At 39.1% G+C, this 15,999-nt stretch carries 17 protein-coding genes; 6 read left to right on the top strand and 11 right to left on the bottom strand.

The window, feature by feature from the left end:
* Window positions 1-8: 8 nt before the first annotated feature.
* The 5 genes from PQ511_RS13480 to PQ511_RS13500 form a co-directional block, all read right to left on the bottom strand.
* A complete protein-coding gene (locus tag PQ511_RS13480; protein ID WP_273852427.1) occupies window positions 9-1,010 on the bottom strand; it encodes a zinc-binding dehydrogenase in 1,002 nt (333 codons plus the stop codon).
* Window positions 1,011-1,032: 22 nt separating this feature from the next.
* On the bottom strand, window positions 1,033-1,329 hold the full coding sequence (locus PQ511_RS13485) for a Dabb family protein (protein WP_273852429.1): 297 nt from the start codon (window positions 1,327-1,329) through the stop codon (window positions 1,033-1,035).
* Between the two features lie 104 nt (window positions 1,330-1,433).
* Window positions 1,434-3,404: a hypothetical protein gene (locus PQ511_RS13490; protein ID WP_273852430.1), complete on the bottom strand. Its 1,971-nt coding sequence runs from the start codon at window positions 3,402-3,404 to the stop codon at window positions 1,434-1,436.
* Window positions 3,405-3,436: 32 nt separating this feature from the next.
* A complete protein-coding gene (locus PQ511_RS13495) occupies window positions 3,437-4,705 on the bottom strand; it encodes an ATP-grasp domain-containing protein (RefSeq protein WP_273852433.1) in 1,269 nt (422 codons plus the stop codon).
* A 259-nt stretch (window positions 4,706-4,964) separates the two neighbouring features.
* Entirely contained in the window at window positions 4,965-7,094 is a 2,130-nt protein-coding gene (locus PQ511_RS13500; protein WP_273852435.1) for an ATP-dependent Clp protease ATP-binding subunit, read from the bottom strand.
* A gap of 372 nt (window positions 7,095-7,466) precedes the next feature.
* Here PQ511_RS13500 and PQ511_RS13505 point away from each other — a divergent pair, with 372 nt between their 5' ends.
* Window positions 7,467-7,931 carry a hypothetical protein gene (locus PQ511_RS13505; RefSeq protein ID WP_226659536.1) on the top strand — a complete coding sequence of 155 codons (465 nt, stop codon included), beginning with the start codon at window positions 7,467-7,469 and terminating at the stop codon, window positions 7,929-7,931.
* Here PQ511_RS13505 and mnmH read toward each other — a convergent pair.
* On the bottom strand, window positions 7,894-8,955 hold the full coding sequence (gene mnmH / locus PQ511_RS13510; RefSeq protein WP_273852436.1) for a tRNA 2-selenouridine(34) synthase MnmH: 1,062 nt from the start codon (window positions 8,953-8,955) through the stop codon (window positions 7,894-7,896). The two genes, PQ511_RS13505 and mnmH, sit on opposite strands and share 38 nt — an antisense overlap.
* 116 nt (window positions 8,956-9,071) lie before the next feature.
* Here mnmH and ymzB point away from each other — a divergent pair, with 116 nt between their 5' ends.
* The 3 genes from ymzB (at window position 9,072) to PQ511_RS13525 (ending at window position 10,485) form a co-directional block, all read left to right on the top strand.
* A complete protein-coding gene (gene ymzB, locus PQ511_RS13515) occupies window positions 9,072-9,419 on the top strand; it encodes a protein YmzB (RefSeq protein ID WP_273852437.1) in 348 nt (115 codons plus the stop codon).
* Between the two features lie 105 nt (window positions 9,420-9,524).
* Window positions 9,525-9,884, top strand: coding sequence for a DUF4870 domain-containing protein (locus PQ511_RS13520; RefSeq protein ID WP_273852574.1), 360 nt, complete (start codon window positions 9,525-9,527; stop codon window positions 9,882-9,884).
* 403 nt (window positions 9,885-10,287) lie between these two features.
* Window positions 10,288-10,485 carry a DUF2188 domain-containing protein gene (locus tag PQ511_RS13525; RefSeq protein ID WP_098446507.1) on the top strand — a complete coding sequence of 66 codons (198 nt, stop codon included), beginning with the start codon at window positions 10,288-10,290 and terminating at the stop codon, window positions 10,483-10,485.
* A gap of 111 nt (window positions 10,486-10,596) precedes the next feature.
* On the opposite strand, the gene PQ511_RS13530 is transcribed toward PQ511_RS13525, so the two are convergent.
* The 4 genes from PQ511_RS13530 to PQ511_RS13545 all read right to left on the bottom strand — a co-directional run bounded on the left by PQ511_RS13530 (window position 10,597) and on the right by PQ511_RS13545 (window position 13,163).
* Complete coding sequence (locus PQ511_RS13530; protein ID WP_273852438.1) at window positions 10,597-10,986, bottom strand: KGG domain-containing protein; 390 nt, start codon at window positions 10,984-10,986, stop codon at window positions 10,597-10,599.
* Between the two features lie 174 nt (window positions 10,987-11,160).
* On the bottom strand, window positions 11,161-11,601 hold the full coding sequence (locus PQ511_RS13535; protein ID WP_273852440.1) for a macro domain-containing protein: 441 nt from the start codon (window positions 11,599-11,601) through the stop codon (window positions 11,161-11,163).
* A gap of 111 nt (window positions 11,602-11,712) precedes the next feature.
* Window positions 11,713-12,462 (bottom strand): GNAT family N-acetyltransferase, encoded by a 750-nt coding sequence (locus tag PQ511_RS13540; RefSeq protein WP_273852441.1) that lies wholly within the window; start codon window positions 12,460-12,462, stop codon window positions 11,713-11,715.
* Window positions 12,463-12,464: 2 nt separating this feature from the next.
* Entirely contained in the window at window positions 12,465-13,163 is a 699-nt protein-coding gene (locus PQ511_RS13545; protein WP_273852442.1) for an AIM24 family protein, read from the bottom strand.
* A 152-nt stretch (window positions 13,164-13,315) separates the two neighbouring features.
* Here PQ511_RS13545 and PQ511_RS13550 point away from each other — a divergent pair, with 152 nt between their 5' ends.
* Together PQ511_RS13550 and cls are read left to right on the top strand one after the other, a co-directional pair.
* Window positions 13,316-13,723, top strand: a complete 408-nt coding sequence (locus PQ511_RS13550) for a DUF948 domain-containing protein (RefSeq protein ID WP_273852444.1) — start codon at window positions 13,316-13,318, stop codon at window positions 13,721-13,723.
* A 51-nt stretch (window positions 13,724-13,774) separates the two neighbouring features.
* Window positions 13,775-15,274 (top strand): cardiolipin synthase, encoded by a 1,500-nt coding sequence (cls, locus tag PQ511_RS13555; protein WP_273852445.1) that lies wholly within the window; start codon window positions 13,775-13,777, stop codon window positions 15,272-15,274.
* 67 nt (window positions 15,275-15,341) lie between these two features.
* On the opposite strand, the gene PQ511_RS13560 is transcribed toward cls, so the two are convergent.
* Complete coding sequence (locus tag PQ511_RS13560; protein WP_273852446.1) at window positions 15,342-15,881, bottom strand: GNAT family N-acetyltransferase; 540 nt, start codon at window positions 15,879-15,881, stop codon at window positions 15,342-15,344.
* Between the last annotated feature and the right edge of the window lie 118 nt (window positions 15,882-15,999).

Consider the following 15,999-nt stretch of genomic DNA (forward strand, 5'->3'; position numbering starts at 1 on the left):
TTCCTTTTCTATATGCTAGAAATCTTTACTGCTATTTTTCCAAATTGATGACTCTCGTTCAAATGTTCAAATGCTTCTTGAATGTCTTGTAAGTTGTATACCCTATCCATAACTGGTTTTATAGAATTCTCCTGTATAAAGGCAACCATTTCATTAAATTCTTCAGCGCTTCCCATCGTCGAGCCAAGCAAGTTATATTGCCCATAAAAGAATGTACGCAAATCAAATTCAATTTTATCTCCTGTTGAAGAACCAAAAATGACAAGCGTCCCACCTTTTTCTAACACTTCAAGAGAGCGATTAAAGGTTGCTGCTCCAACACTTTCAATTACTAAGTCCACTTTCTCATTAGTGGTTTCTTCTACCCAATCTGCATCATCAGCAAGTGCAAGATCTGCACCAAGCGTTAGGGCTAATTGACGTTTCTCCTCACTTCTTGAACTTACAATCACCCTTGCTCCTGCTGCCTTGGCAAATTTCAGCAAAAATGTCGCAACGCCTCCTCCAACTCCAGGAATAAAGACGGTTTGTCCACTTTGCAGTTGTCCTCTCGTAAACAAAGAACGGTAGGCTGTTAATCCCGCTAAGCCTATGACAGCTGCTTCTTCAAAAGTAAGGCTTTCAGGCTTTTTCACGGCATTTGAAGCCGGAACAACGATTGTTTCTGCAAAAGTACCGTGTCCAGGAAAGCCAACAATTTGAAAACCTTCTGGAGGAGTACTGGCGTTTTTTTCCCACCCAAGACCGGGATTGATGATGACCTCCTCGCCTTCCTGAATCTCATTCACCCCTTCGCCAACTGCGATGACGACTCCAGCTCCATCTGATCCAAGGACAACATCTGCCTCCTCCGGATCATGCCGGTCAGGGATAAATAAATCGCGATGATTCAAGCCAGCAGCCTTAAGTTTAATTTTCACTTCACCACGTTGAGGCTCTTGTTCAGTAAGGTGCTTTTTCAGTGCTAATCCTAATTTACCTGCGCGCCCACCGTGAATAAATCCCTTCATATGTAAATCCTCCTTTGTCTTGTTACAAACATTCAAAATCAAGTGCTAGCACATCAGTCATTCCTACTTCTTTAAGATAAGCTACTACTTCTTGATGAGCTGGATGAGGGCCATATGCCTCTAGTGCTTCTTTGGATTCAAAGCGGACCGTTAGTCCACTTTCAAACCCCTGACTTCGATCAGAAAAGTTATTTCCCGATTGAATATCAACAATCCCTGGAATTTTGTCTTTTACTTTAAGTAATCTTCTCATACCTTCTTCTTTCTGCTCTACCGTGGTTTCATCACTAAACTTAAATAACACAACATGCTCGATCATGAGAACGCCTCCTTTTAATATAAATTAAGTAAATCAAAAAAAGCGTCAGGAAACAAATCATTTACCTGACGCTTTACTATTTAGATGACTATGCATCTTACCATTTACTTACTGATCCAGGTGTATTCATGACCCCAGCTTTCTTTAGCAAGAGACTTCACCATCGAGATGTTTTCTGCTTCAACGGCATAAGCATCTCCCTGTTCATACGGGTTATAGTGAAAAGCATATAAACGTGAAGTAAACTCTTCAAAAGGTAGCGAGCTTTCACCTGAAAGTTCTCCTTTTCCCATAACCGTACATTCAATTCCTTGCCCCCAATTTTGAGAACCATCGTTATTCGGGTTATAAAAGTAGACGCGATATTCTCCATCTGGACTTTTAGCAATTCTTTGAATGGAAACAGCATGAAAACCTAGCATTTTCCCATGGACATTTGTAATGAAAATCCCCACTGGATTTGGATAGATTAATTCATAATCATCATTGTATTCGGGATGATGGGTTGCATAAAATAACCTAACGAAACCTGGATAATCCGTCACGCTACCTGTAATCGGTTCAATGACCGTGCTAAACCCTTTTTGCACCCAATTCCCATAAAATGCAGGGTTAACCCAGCGATGGCCATCTTCTCCTCTAAGTGCGACTCTACTCATCATCTCACTATAAATGCGATCAAGATGAGGAACGAGGACAAGCGATACAGGATCAAGTTCCGGATGGAGATCGGGCGCGAGTCCACCTTGAAGGTCTTTCGAATGAATTTGAACCCCTTCAAAGACCATATCGATATCCCCATCTCTTGCAGCTCTTGGAATGATCTCTAGCAAGTATCCTGGCGCATGTTGAGCCCAGAGACTAATTCCTCTTGCGGCCTGACAAGTTGGGTTTAGACCTTGTCCAACACCAAGCGGTTGCCCGAGAACGCTAATCACCCCTGATAACAAGATGCTGTTTGCCGTTAAACCTTCGCCTTCACTCACCGTATTAAATAACGCACTTCGCACTTCTGGACGAATATCAAGCTCAATCATTCGCCTCAACCCAGGAATTACCGGTGACGCAGAAAGGACGCCTCTTTCTAACAATAAGGCTAGTCCATAAACCGATTGACAAGTCGATGGAAAGAGCGAAACTTTAATAAGCTGGTGAACGAGCTCCGCGTGCTCTTCGAGATTCGCTTTCCCCTTCCCAGTTAATTGCAGCAATACAGGAAGTAGATGAGGCGATTTTCTGCTTAGGAAACGCGCAAGTACACTGTGATGCGGTGAACAAAGGCCCGTTTTTCGCATGGAGAGACCAAGCTGCTCACTCTCTTTTCTGAGCTCTTCTGTCGATAGCGACATCAGTTGTTTGCGGTACTCATTCGCCTGCTGATAGGAACGACTTAACTGGGATGGTCCTTCAATAGAAGAAACGTATGATTCTAGCATCGCACGCTGATCGTCACTTGTTTCAGACCGAAGCATTTCTTTCGCCATTTTAATCATCGAAACGGTTCTTTTTACTGTGATTGGTCGCTGTGCTGTTAAGCGCTCAATTTCATATATAAGCGTCTCTGATAAAGCACTAGAAGAAAGATATTGTGAGATAAATTGAAAGAGTCGCTGAGTTTCTACCGTGTTTTCTTTTTCCTCAATTCGAGAAGCCTCTGATGCATTTGGGAAAAGCAAATCAAGATTAAGTGCCATCACTTCGTTTAAGAAATCCATGGCCATCTCTTGAGAAACTTTTGGATGTTCTCCTTTTCCTTCTGCTATAGCAAGCATGCGGAGATCACTCAGCATCTCGATTACATAAGGAAGCCCTTTCGCCTGGAGAGATCCAGCCACAAGCGGTGGCTGGAGCTTCGATGGATCTTCCCAAGGGCCATCTTGAAAAACACCAGCTGCATCAAATCGATGAGCATACTGATAAAGAAATTCAAGACCTTCTTCCGTTTCCAAAAGGCGATTTGCCTCTTGAAATACATCTGTCTGATAGCGCGATTTCGCATAAGAAGGCGCTTCCTCTAAACGCGACAGTGATCTGGAAAACCTTGCAATCTTTCCTTCTGTTACTTCAGATGGCATGCCAAATTCTCCTTTATTGTAAAAATATTATCCTACAAATAGAAATCATACTTTTCATAGTCTACAAGTAAACGAGTCATCTCTGCACTATCATCTCCAAAAAAGAAAATGGTTCCATAGTGATTTCCAAACCCAACGCGTTCTGCCACTTTTCCTTGTGGAGGCGTAAACATATCATGTTTCTCAAAGAAGGAATGTTCTTCAAGTTCTTCAGGAATGGTTAACTTCTCAATGTAATTTACATGAGGATGAACCATCAAGCACCCTGCATATCCTAATGCATCGTCTTCAGCTGGGAAGAACTTTCTTAACTCTTCTTCCGTTGTATTTGGATCACTACAAAGAATTTGTGCTTCATAGGCGCTAAATCCATAAGCCCTTTCAATGAGGTCAAAAATATGTCCACCCGGAACACGCGCTGCTACTTCTCCAAAATGTAGCGTACCATCAGGCATAATAAAGTATTCAGGATGGATAACGCCATTTTCAATCTCAAAAGCTTCAATTAATTGTTCAATCGCTTTTCGAATAATCGGGCGCTTCTCTTCAAGTGATGGAGAAGGCGGAACGAAATTTGAATAACCAAGCTTCACATACTCCGTAATATTAAGAAATTGAATTTTTCCACCATGAACAAAAACTTCACATGAAAATTCTTGTCCATCAAGATGACTTTCCATAAGGAGTGGAAAATCGCTATCGGTTAGTGCATCAATATCTGAAGGATCATCAATAGCTCGGTGTCCTACGGAACCAGCTTTATCTAATGGCTTGCAGTGGATCGGCTCATTTTTATCTCCATCCACTTTCAAAAGAGCATCATTCACTCTTTTTAGGAAGCGTTTTACATCTTCTTTATCCCTTGCTTCTTCAAAGACGCCTACTTTAATTCCGGCCATCTGTGCTTTTCTTTTCATCATTCCTTTATCTCTTAGTAACAGAGAACGGTTAAAAAGCCTTGGTTCTTCTCTAAAGCGTGAATTTAGTGCTCCAGCCCATTCCACACATTCTTCATAAAGAGGAACTGCTACTTCAGCTCCAAGTGCTTTGAGTTGTTTGTAAAGTTTGTCTGAACCTTCATTCAATCTGTCAAACTCCCACCCTACAAAGGTGATGTCATGCTTTTCGGCATAATCCTTAAAATCAGGAGGACCCACCACTACGAAAGGCCGATTCAACTTGTCACAGGCCTCAATTGCGGGAAGACTCCATCCAATTAGTGCTGTTAAATATGGAATTGTCTTACCTTCTGGCTGACTTTCTTGTAACGTCTGGTTCAACTCTAACTGATCCAGTTCCATTTTGTTCTCGCTCCTTTATAAAATAGTAGAGAAGTCGTTCCTGACCTTCCTTATCTAACGTAGCAGATTTCATAACTTATTTTAACTAATATTCTGACTTTTCGACTCGTAACCGCAAAAGAAGTCAGAATCATTTAAAATTCGACAATGTTACTAGAAAGAAAGGAATCAGGATTCTTATTAATACCTTCCCTATTTTTGTAAAAACTAACGAAAAAAGCCGCTCCTTTTTTCAGAGCGACTTTCTTGTCTTAACCATTTATTTTTTTCGTGAGACAACAATTTCATTTTCTACAATTTCAACCGTTACCTCTTGAATGCTGCCTTCATCAACAAGCAAATCTGCAATACCATCTTCAACATGTTCTTCAATGACTCTACGAAGAGGTCGAGCACCAAACTGTGGATTATAACCTAATTCCGCCAACTTCTCTTTCGCTGCTTCACTAATCGTTAGAGAAATGTTCTGCTCTTCAAGACTTTCATCTAAATCATTAATCATTAAGTCTACGATCGTAACAAGACTAGACTGTTCAAGCGATCTAAACGGAATAATTCCATCAAAACGGTTTAGGAATTCAGGTCTGAAGTAACCACCTAAGCTTTCCATAACTCCTGTATAGCTTTCTGCGGACTCAAAACCAACTGTAATTCTACGTTCAGATGTTCCAGCATTACTGGTCATAATAATAACCGTATCTTTAAAGCTAACCGTTCTACCCTGGCTATCTGTGAGACGACCATCATCAAGGATTTGAAGGAACATATTTTGCACATCTGGATGAGCTTTTTCCACTTCATCAATTAAAATGATGCTATATGGTTTACGACGTACTCTTTCTGTTAATTGTCCTGCTTCCTCATGACCCACGTACCCTGGAGGGGAACCAATCAATTTTGAGACAGAGTGTTTCTCCATATATTCACTCATATCGAGTCGAATCATGGCTTCTCGGTCCCCAAACATTTCTTCTGCAAGGGAGCGTGATAGCTCGGTTTTCCCTACACCAGTAGGTCCTACAAATAGGAAAGAACCAATTGGTCGATTTTGACGTTTTAACCCTGCACGACTTCTGCGAATAGCTTTCGCTACTTTGTTCACAGCATCTTCCTGCCCAATAACTTTGTCATTAAGTCGTTCGGCAAGATTTTTCATTTTCGTTTGCTCATCTTCTCGAAGTTTTCGAACAGGAATACCTGTTTTACCCTCAACGATCTGCTGAATTTCTTCAAGATCGACTGAATGGTTTATATTCGAGTTACTTTTCAATGTTTCCTCAAGCTGTTTCTCAAGCTGTAATTCTTCTGTTCTTAATTTTGCAGCAAGCTCATAATCTTCCGCCTCCGCTGCCTTGTTTTTTTCAGTAGCAATTTGTTGAAGTCGCTCTTGAATTTCATCGTGGTTCGATACAGCAAATGTTAAGTTCATTTTCGCACCTGCTTCATCCATCAAATCAATCGCTTTATCTGGAAGAAAACGATCTTGGATGAATCGGTTCGATAATGATACACAAGCTCGAATGGCTTCATCTGTATATTTCACTTCATGATATTCTTCATATTTTGGCTGCAGACCTTTTAAAATCTCAATCGCCTCTTCTACTGTCGGCTCATTTACCATTACAGGTTGGAAGCGACGTTCTAATGCGGCATCTTTTTCAATTTGACGATACTCTTTAAGCGTCGTAGCACCGATTAATTGAAGCTCTCCTCGAGCAAGGGCTGGCTTTAAAATGTTCCCCGCATCCATTGATCCTTCGGCAGAACCTGCTCCTACAATTTGATGGAGCTCATCTACAAATAAAATCACATTTTTTCGACTTTGTAGTTCTGTAATTAATTGCTTCATTCGTTCTTCAAACTGGCCACGAATACCGGTATTCGACACAAGAGAAGCGACATCTAATAGATAGATTTCTTTATTTTTTAATTTAGAAGGAACTTGCCCTTCTGAAATTCTTAGTGCAAGGCCTTCAGCAATGGCTGTTTTTCCGACCCCTGCTTCCCCAATTAAAACGGGATTATTTTTATTTCGACGGTTTAATGTTTCAATGACTCTGGCTACTTCGTTCTCTCTTCCGATTACCGGGTCAATTAAACCAGCTTTTGCTGCGTCGGATAAATTTCTTCCGAGATTATCAAGTAAGCCGCCTTTTCCATTCCCTGATTCAGTTTGTGGTCCTTCTTCTTGAGAAGTAAAATCATTTTGCCCAGATGCCATAAAGGATTGAAAGAAATCATCCATTTGACCTTTTGGTGATGAAGCTGTTTGACCATTCATCACTTTTGCGTAACACGTGCTACAAAGATTAACTCTTTTCTTATTTTGATTCACTTGAACATTCAATTGAATCGAAGCCTGGTTTTGTTGACAATGATCACAAAGCATATGATGGCCTCCTTATTATTTATAATCGTTCATTTATTAAAAATAGTTGGAAGGTGAAAGATGCTCAATTTGACTTTGACTATCTTTGACCTTATAACCATATTATAATTTGACTATCTCTGACTTTCAAGTCTTTTGCTCAAACATTTTAAGATTGTTGGAAGGTAAAACTCCGAATGAAAAAAAAAAAGAAATCATAATGAATTTGTCTTCACTTGAATCTACAATGGAAGAAATTATTTGTAATATTTGAAATAGAGGAATTTTTTTGAGGGTTGGATAATAGATTGTAATAACTACTTTTCGACAAAAGGGTATACAAGTTTACTAGTACGGTAACAATGATGATAGATTACAAAGGGAGGATACGAAATGAATGATTCAGTCTATCAGTTGATTGTTGAAACCACCGTCAAACGAGTGCCTAGTTGCCATGAGTCTCCTGAAGATTTCTTTATTGCCCTTGATGATCAGGAATATCCTTACTTAATCTTACCCACGCCGAAAGAAATGTTCGATAATGATGATGTTTTTACAATCCGTTTAATTCCAGATGCCCTTAATAAATTTCGCTTTGAATTGGACAACTCATTTACTAAATTATCCTTCAGGCGATTTTCTACTTTTTTTGACGATAAGACATACTACTTCGGCCCTGATGATAATATGCTACTACGTTTTCTTAAATCGCCAGTTTACCGAAGTTACGTCGCGTGGGTAAGTCATTTATATTTTAAACGTATTGACGACCTAATTGAACGATATAACAAGGAACAGCTTCCGGAAGAAAGAAAATCCATTAAAGCGAAACTTTCTCGCCTTCTAATCGAAGCTTAATTTCGAAACGATCAATTTCATTCTGGACAAGCTGAATGCCTTCTTCAAGCGATCCGTAGCTCAAATGAATGATATTCCCTTCATTTTCATGAGCTTTATGTTCGTATCGAGGATCATAATAATAAAGTAGCAGTCGTTCAATAATGCATGCATAGTCTTGGGTTTCAAGGGCCTGATTGATTACTTCTTTATCTTCACTAGAGAATCGTTTTTCTATTTTTGAGATGGCATCGGTGATTTCTTCATGATGTTGTTCAGGATGATAGGTGTTTAAGATCGTATGGATTCGATAAGAAAGCGGGGCGTGGACATGTATACGCGTCCCTTTTTGTTTGCCCTCTAGAATAAAATCAGGAATAATAATATTTCCAAGACGCTTACTTTCGGATTCAATGATGTAATAAGGTGTCTCTCCTATCGCGATCATTTGATGGTAAAGTTTCGCTTCAAATTCCTTTTGACTTCGTTCGGGTAAATCCACTCTTCCAAATACGGACCCCCTGTGAGCAGCAAGACCTTCGAGATCGATAATCGGATATCCCTTTTTTTCTAAAGCCATTAGAATTTCGGTTTTTGAAGTTCCTGTTAATCCTTCTAGAACAAGATAAGGTGTGGTTTGCAACGCAAAATCTTCAAGTCCAGCCGTTACTTTTTGGCGATAGGCTCGAATACCTCCTTCAACTTGATAACAGGATAAACCCATCATCTCAAAAATTGTTACCAAGCTTTTACTTCGCATACCGCCTCTCCAACAGTAAACCGCAAATTCCCGATGACTTGCTATCTCTTTGGCGCGTTTATAAAACTCCGGTAGCTTTGGAGAAACAATTGAAATCCCCAATTCTTTCGCTGCTTCTGTCCCTTTCTGCTTATAAGTAGTCCCCACTACTTCTCGTTCCTTATTTGTGAAAATTGGCAAGTTAATTGCTCCAGGAATATGAAACTTTTCAAATTCAGCAGGGGTTCTTACATCAAGTAAGAGCATTTCTTTATGAAGTACTTCATCAATATCTATTGTTTTCATGCTATTCATCCTTTGTCTCATTTCATAATCCAATTATATCATTCTCACTCGCTCACATTCAGTTATGCGGTTTACGATTTAGTTAGTTGGGGAAAATTAGTATCGAGGTGAATGAAATGGATACAACAACAATGTTATCAGAAGTTCGAAGTACGCTAGGTGATTGGGTTGGCGGTCATCTTATCATTGAGAAAAGAGAACAAGATGATCTTGATAAAACAATTCTGAAGCTTGAAGACTTTTCTTTTCAACACCGCGGTGAAACCGTTGACGACTACACTGCATCAACGCTCCTTCAGCTTAAGGGAGAAGGAAAGGTGATTTCGGAAGAATCTGCTGTACCGTTACCCCACTCAACTTTCGAAATTCCACTTGAAGAATTAAACGATGTGAAAAAGCAGTCGGCCGAATTAGTTATTCAAACAGAGCGAGCTTCCTATCACATAAGCTATAACGCCAATTAAGGAGCCAAGACTGGTTCCTTTTTTTGTTGGGAAAATACTCACAGGTATATCCCAAACAATGAACTAATATGCTGAAATAAATAGAGGCTATAGGAGGGGATTGTGATGGAAGAAAAAGAAGTTGCCCCTGATCTAGTTACACGTCAGTGGGCTATGTATCTTCATCTCTCTGCATTGTCAGGCTACTTAGTCCCTTTTGGACACATCATCGCTCCCATCATCATCTGGTCTATAAAAAAGGAAGACAATCCGTATATAGATAGACAGGGGAAAGAGTCTCTAAATTTCCAAATAACCATAACGTTGTATGCGGTTATCCTGGCTATTTTCAGCATAGTGATCATCGGATTAATCCTGCTTCCATTACTCTTTATCCTTCATCTTACCTTTATCGTGATGGCTTCTGTGAAGGCCAATCAAGGAGAAGATTATCGCTATCCTATAACGATTCGATTCATATCTTGAATTTCCAACAATTTTAATCGTTCACACATAATTTAGCTATCTCCATGTTATAATGAAACTAAACTTATGATGTGGAGGGTCTGCTCTTGGCTACTAAAGAAAAAGAATGGAACCGTTTTACTGTGTGGGCGCTAGCCTTTATGGTTTGGATCGTGCCTATTGCATTCGTAATCGGTTTCTACATAATTTCACAACCACAATAAAGTGTCCCTTCTACACAAAGGGCAACAAATTGAATCTTTACGGAAAGCTAACCCCTTTAGACATCTGACTTCGATTGCTTTCCTCCAACAAGAAAATCAGCGTAAATGCGCTGATTTTTTTAATACTTACCGAAAGCAGGTTTTATCTACCTTTATCGTGGGAAGAGTTAGTTATACACAGCTTAAAGGAGGATATAATCATGAAGGAATATACAGTAGCACCAAATAAAGATGTTACAGGTTGGTACGTTAAAATTGAGGATGTTGCGCCAACGGATCTTTACGATATGCGTTCAACTGCCATTGAGAAAGCAGAAGAACTTGCAAAAGGTGATTCGCCAAGTCGCCTATTAATTCTTAATGACCAGCATGAAGTGGAAGAAGAACGCACATTTTAATACATAAAACATCCCTTCACCTAGGTGAAGGGATGTTTTATGTATGTAAAGTAGTTTACTAAAACGCAAATAAAAAGAACGAAGGACTCCCCTTCGTTCTTCTTATTATTACTAATTGTTGTTATTACTGTTCTTACCGCCTTTTTTCCCAATTTCCTTATAAAATTCCTTATCTTGATTTTTCGAAGTTTGTTCTCCGCCTTTTTCCCCTATTTCCTGATAAAACTCTTTATCATGTTCACGTGCTGTTTTCTTTCCGCCTTTTTCACCTATGTCTTCAAAGAACTCTTTGTTATGTTCGCGAGCCGTTTTATTGCCGCCTTTTTCGCCTATTTCTTGATAGAATTCCTGATCATGTTCCTGAGCTGTCTTTTCTCCACCTTTTTGTCCGATGTCTTGATAAAAATCTTTGTTATGCTCTCTTGCTGTTTTGTTACCACCTTTGCGACCTGCTTCTTCCCTACTCATTTTGTCATTGTTGTTATTACTATTGTTAGCCATTTTTGAAACCTCCTCAAGTAATTTTATTTTGCTTTGCGCTACACTTGTTGTATTCCACGCTATCTATTTGATAAACGACAAAATGGGTTCTTTTTACATTTTTGATTCCATCTTACTAAAAATAGGAATCGTTCTCTTCATTTAAAAAACGCCCCCATTTCGGGGACGTTTTGGTTAAGAGTAGTAAACATGTATTGGTTTTTCATATTTCTTGGAAAGCTTCTCAAGAGATTTCTTCACATTAATTAAATCATCTTTATCGATTCCACAACCGATTTTAATTTTAAAACCCTTTTCTTCAAATGGTTTCAATTCTTTGATCATGTGTTCAAATGATTTTAACCAGGCAGGGTAATTTGTTTGAAGGCCAGCAGGCTTGTATTGACCATAGAGATTGGCAATAATACGTTTATTATCTCGACTTAAAGCAAAGGAACATTTCCCTAACTTCTTTTTTGGTGAAAATGGAAAATCTTCATCTGCTTTTGCAGCTTCTGGATAAGTCTCTTTCACTGATTTTGCGATCCCAACATCTAACGCATTAAAACAGTCGCATTGATGCGCAATAACAGTACAGTCACTTTTAAGAAGGTTGCCTTTTTCTAAACGAATCATACATGCACTCTCCTTTGTTGAGAACCCTTTTGTATGATTATAATGAAAATTCTATTAATTTCAATAGGAATATTTTACTTCCTTCAGCATATTATGATAAGTTTCGCGATTTCACTTCTCTTTCATATAGGTGACTGCCTGGAAATTTGGTTTACAATTATTATTGCGAAATATTTGCTGCATCGGTTTATTCTCGATTCCAGTACTGCCGATATAATAGGTAGCCCCTTTCTCTTGTAATAGGGCTAAACCTAGCTGATGTAACGACGTTCCATATCCTTTCCCTCTGTGTTCTGGTAAAACCCCCATATAAAACAGCCGTCCTTCTTCCTTTGTCCCGGGTTCAATGATAGGAATGACAATCCCTAACTCCCTTCCTTCCCAATAGACGAGATAGCAACTAGTCTGATATTGTTCCCCAATCTCCTGCTTCATCGCATTATACTGTACCTCAACCGTATGCTTAGAAGGAGAATTGAGCGACCCCTTCGAACATAGCTCCCACATTGAAAGAAATGAATGGATTTTCGCTTCTTCCATTTGTTCATAAGTGATACTACTATTATGATTAGCACAGACTTTTTCCAATTGAAATTTCTTATAGTATTCCAAAGTTGTAGATTGTAAAAAATAAAAATTATTTTTTAACCTTTGAATTCCTGATGTATGAAAACGATTCAAAGTAATGGAAACGTGATTCACTTCATGCGACTGTAGAGCTTGATCTAATCGATCCAACAACGAATCAACCATAGCAATCTCTTCCAATTTATCAATTCCCTCTAGTGAGAGATAAAATGGACGTCCATCAAGTAACTTCACACCTGCTTTAAGTTCACGATCCTTTAATGAAAATGACATGATTATCCCTGACTGTTTTGCATGTACACTTCTTCAAACGGCTGTACGACGACAAACCCTTCTCCTTCAAATCTCATTTGAACAGATTCCCCGCTCCCTCTTCCAAAGAACGACTTTAACGAAACATCCGTTTGAAAATTTGGCTGCAGTTGACCTGACCAAGCTACAGTTGCATTGGGATCGGTTATTACCGGCTTACCCGGTGAAACTCTAATTGTCAGAGGTTCATAGTGACTTGTGATTGCGACCATTCCAGGCCCCTGACAGCTTACATTAAATAATCCACCTGCCATCATTCCGGTAATACGCTTCATCATTTTAATATCCCAATTGATCCCATCTTCAAATGCCAGAAGATCATTCCCATTGACGCTAATGGATTCACCGCTCTGCAAGTGAAGAATTGAAATTTTCTTTCCAGCATCTGCAAGATAAAGCTTACCGTTTCCTTCAGCTTTCATTAAAGAGGCCCCTTCACCAGTGAGAGCTTTTTTGAACATTTTCCCAAGTCCATGTTCAAGAATCCCTTCTCTTTCGAATTTGATTTGTCCATTATAAGTGATCATTGCCCCTGCCTTTGCCCACACTCTTCCAGACAAATTCACTTCTAACATTCTTGGTGTTTCTAGTTCAAAAAACCCTTCTCCCTTATCCTTCTGTTCCGTTGACTTTACAAATTCTTCAATCGAATAACGATTCATTTTTCATCTCTCCTTCCAATTATGGAATACGTTTCACACGTTACAAACGTTTCAATTTTTCTGCAAATGAATTTCGCAACAATTTGTTTGCGTATACCGTGTAAAGGGTAAGAGAATATTAACTTATAGTCGTAAATAGGAGGGTTGATCATATGGTGATCGTCTACATTAGTATTGCAATTGTTGTTCTTTCCATTATTTATTTGGGATACATAGCAGTAAAAAATATGAAAGAAACAAAAAAATCATTAACGGATTTATCAGAAACCGCTGCTAGGTTTCAAGAAAAAGTTGATCAAATTAATGACGAAACAAACAAACTTACAGCAACGACTGCAGCCATTTCTGAAAGTATTCAAACGAAGAAAGAAACGGTACAAAGTGTTATTCAAACGGCAAAATCCTCACCAGAGCCTTTAAAAAGGCTGGTGTCTTCCATTAAAAACACCCCTAATCCACAGCGTGAAACGAGAGATTCCCAACTCGTTGAAATCGGAGATCAACTTATTGATTTATGGGGACGCTACCGCGTAAAGCGTAAATCGAAACATGCGGAGTAAGGGCGATGCCCTTACTTTTTTTGGCCAAATTCAAATGAGGTGGGCTACACTATGAAACAAGCAAGACAAATTATTTTCTTTCTTCTAATGACAGCATCTCTCTCCATTATCCTGTTTACTTCCTTATCTCCTATATGGAAATGGGGGGCAGGAATTGTTTATATCGCTATTTTACTTTCTATTCTATTCGTCCTCCTCCTTGAAGGAAGGTCTCCCTACAAATCGCTATTATGGATTTATGTTTTAATTTTCTTTCCTATCATCGGTTATGTGTTCTTTTTATTCTCTGGTCAATTAGAAGTTAAAGGGCATTTGTTTAAAGAGAAGAGGACCAATGGACTTGAGTTTTTTCAGAAATACGTGAACTTCCCAGCTTCTGAAAAATGGCACGAGTTAAGTGAACGGAATCAAAACTTTTCAAACTTAATTGCTACGATGGTTGCAAGTCCAATTAGTCTACGATCGACAACGAAGCTTTTACTAAATGGTAAAGAAACGTTTACGGCTATTAAAGACGAAATTGAAAAGGCCGAAACGTATATACACATGGAATACTACACATTCCGATCCGATGAACTTGGCCTTTCCATTATTGACCTACTAGTCAAAAAAGCAAAACAAGGTGTTGAAGTGCGTGTCCTTTATGATTCGATTGGAAGTCACAACCTTTCGCGAGCTTCTAAGACTGCATTAAGAGAAGCCGGTGCACGTGTTCAGCAATTTCTACCAATTAAATATGGTTTCGTAAATCAAACCATTAACTTCAGAAACCATCGTAAAATTATTGTAATTGATGGAAAAGTAGGGTTTGTAGGCGGACTAAACATCGGTGACGAATATGCAGGAGATATGAACGCGATGCGCTTCTGGCGCGATACGCACCTTCTCGTTGAAGGAGAGGTTCTTTCAGCTCTTCATGGCGTATTCCTAATGGATTGGTCTTATATGTGTGGAGAGGATTTGCTTTCAGGCAAATATCTTGAAACTTATGATGTGGAGGGTGATGGAGGTGCACAGCTCGTTGCAAGTGGTCCCGATACGAAACGTGGAGCTATGTCGGATTTGTATTTCAGCTTAATTACTTCAGCAACCAAACGGGTCTGGATTGCCACCCCGTACTTTGTTCCTAATAAAGCTATTCGTACCGCATTAGCAATGGCTTCTATGAGAGGAATTGAAGTAAGGCTCATCGTTCCTGAGATAAGTGACGGGTTTCTTACGCAATATGGAACAAGATCTTACTTTTCAGAGCTTCTTGATTACGGGGTAGAAATTTATATGTATCGAAAAGGATTCTTGCATCAAAAAATAATGATTGTTGATGATGATCTGGCAACAATCGGAACAGCGAATATGGATATGCGCTCACTAAATTTAAACTTTGAAGTCAATATGTTTTTATTTCAATCAAGTACCGTTCATGACCTGATCGAAGCCTACCAAAATGATCTCAATGATTCAGTCAGCGTAACAAAAGATTCCTATCAGAAACGCGGACTCAAACATCGCACCAAAGAATCTTTCGCACGACTGTTCTCACCAGTATTGTAAGTTGAATCCAAGGATGAGAAAACTTTTTCTCATCCTTCAGTCATTAGGTCAAAAAATGGTTACGACGTTACCATTCATTTTTAAGCAAAGAGTGCATGATTAAGTCCATATACTCTCCTCCAGCAAACACATAGTCCCGCAGGAGCCCCTCTTCACGGAATCCTAGCTTTTTCACTAGTTTTCTAGAAGAAGCATTATTCGGGTGAATTAATGCTCCAATGCGATGAACATCCAATTCACGAAAGGCGAAGGGAATAATGGCTGATAGAGCTTCAGACATGTAGCCATTGCCTTCTTTTTGTTGTTCAAGTTCATATCCCATCTCAATGCGATTCACGCGCTTTGCCCAGTTATGAAAACCACACGTCCCAATTAGTTCCCCACTATCCTTCAATTCGATTCCAAACCTATAAACCTGCTTTTGTTCAAAACCTTTCTGAAAACTCATCAACATTCCTTCGACTTCTTCCATTCCTGTCATTCTTTCACTGCCATAGTATTTCATTGTATGGGGATTCGAAAAAATGGCCAGGAGAATTGGTGCATCTGCTTCTTTTAATTCTCTTAGTCTCAATCGCTTTGTTACTAGTTCTGGAAATTTTTCCATTCCACTCACTCCAATTTTGCATTCTTTAGGAAGTTCACATATTCATTAAAAAAATGCTTAAAGAATGACTAGCATTCTTTAAGCAAACAGGGGGTAAAACATCTTTTAAAAAAGGGGT

Source organism: Guptibacillus spartinae (assembly GCF_028610625.1).
In the GTDB taxonomy this organism is placed as follows: Bacteria; Bacillota; Bacilli; order Bacillales; family Guptibacillaceae; genus Guptibacillus; species Guptibacillus spartinae.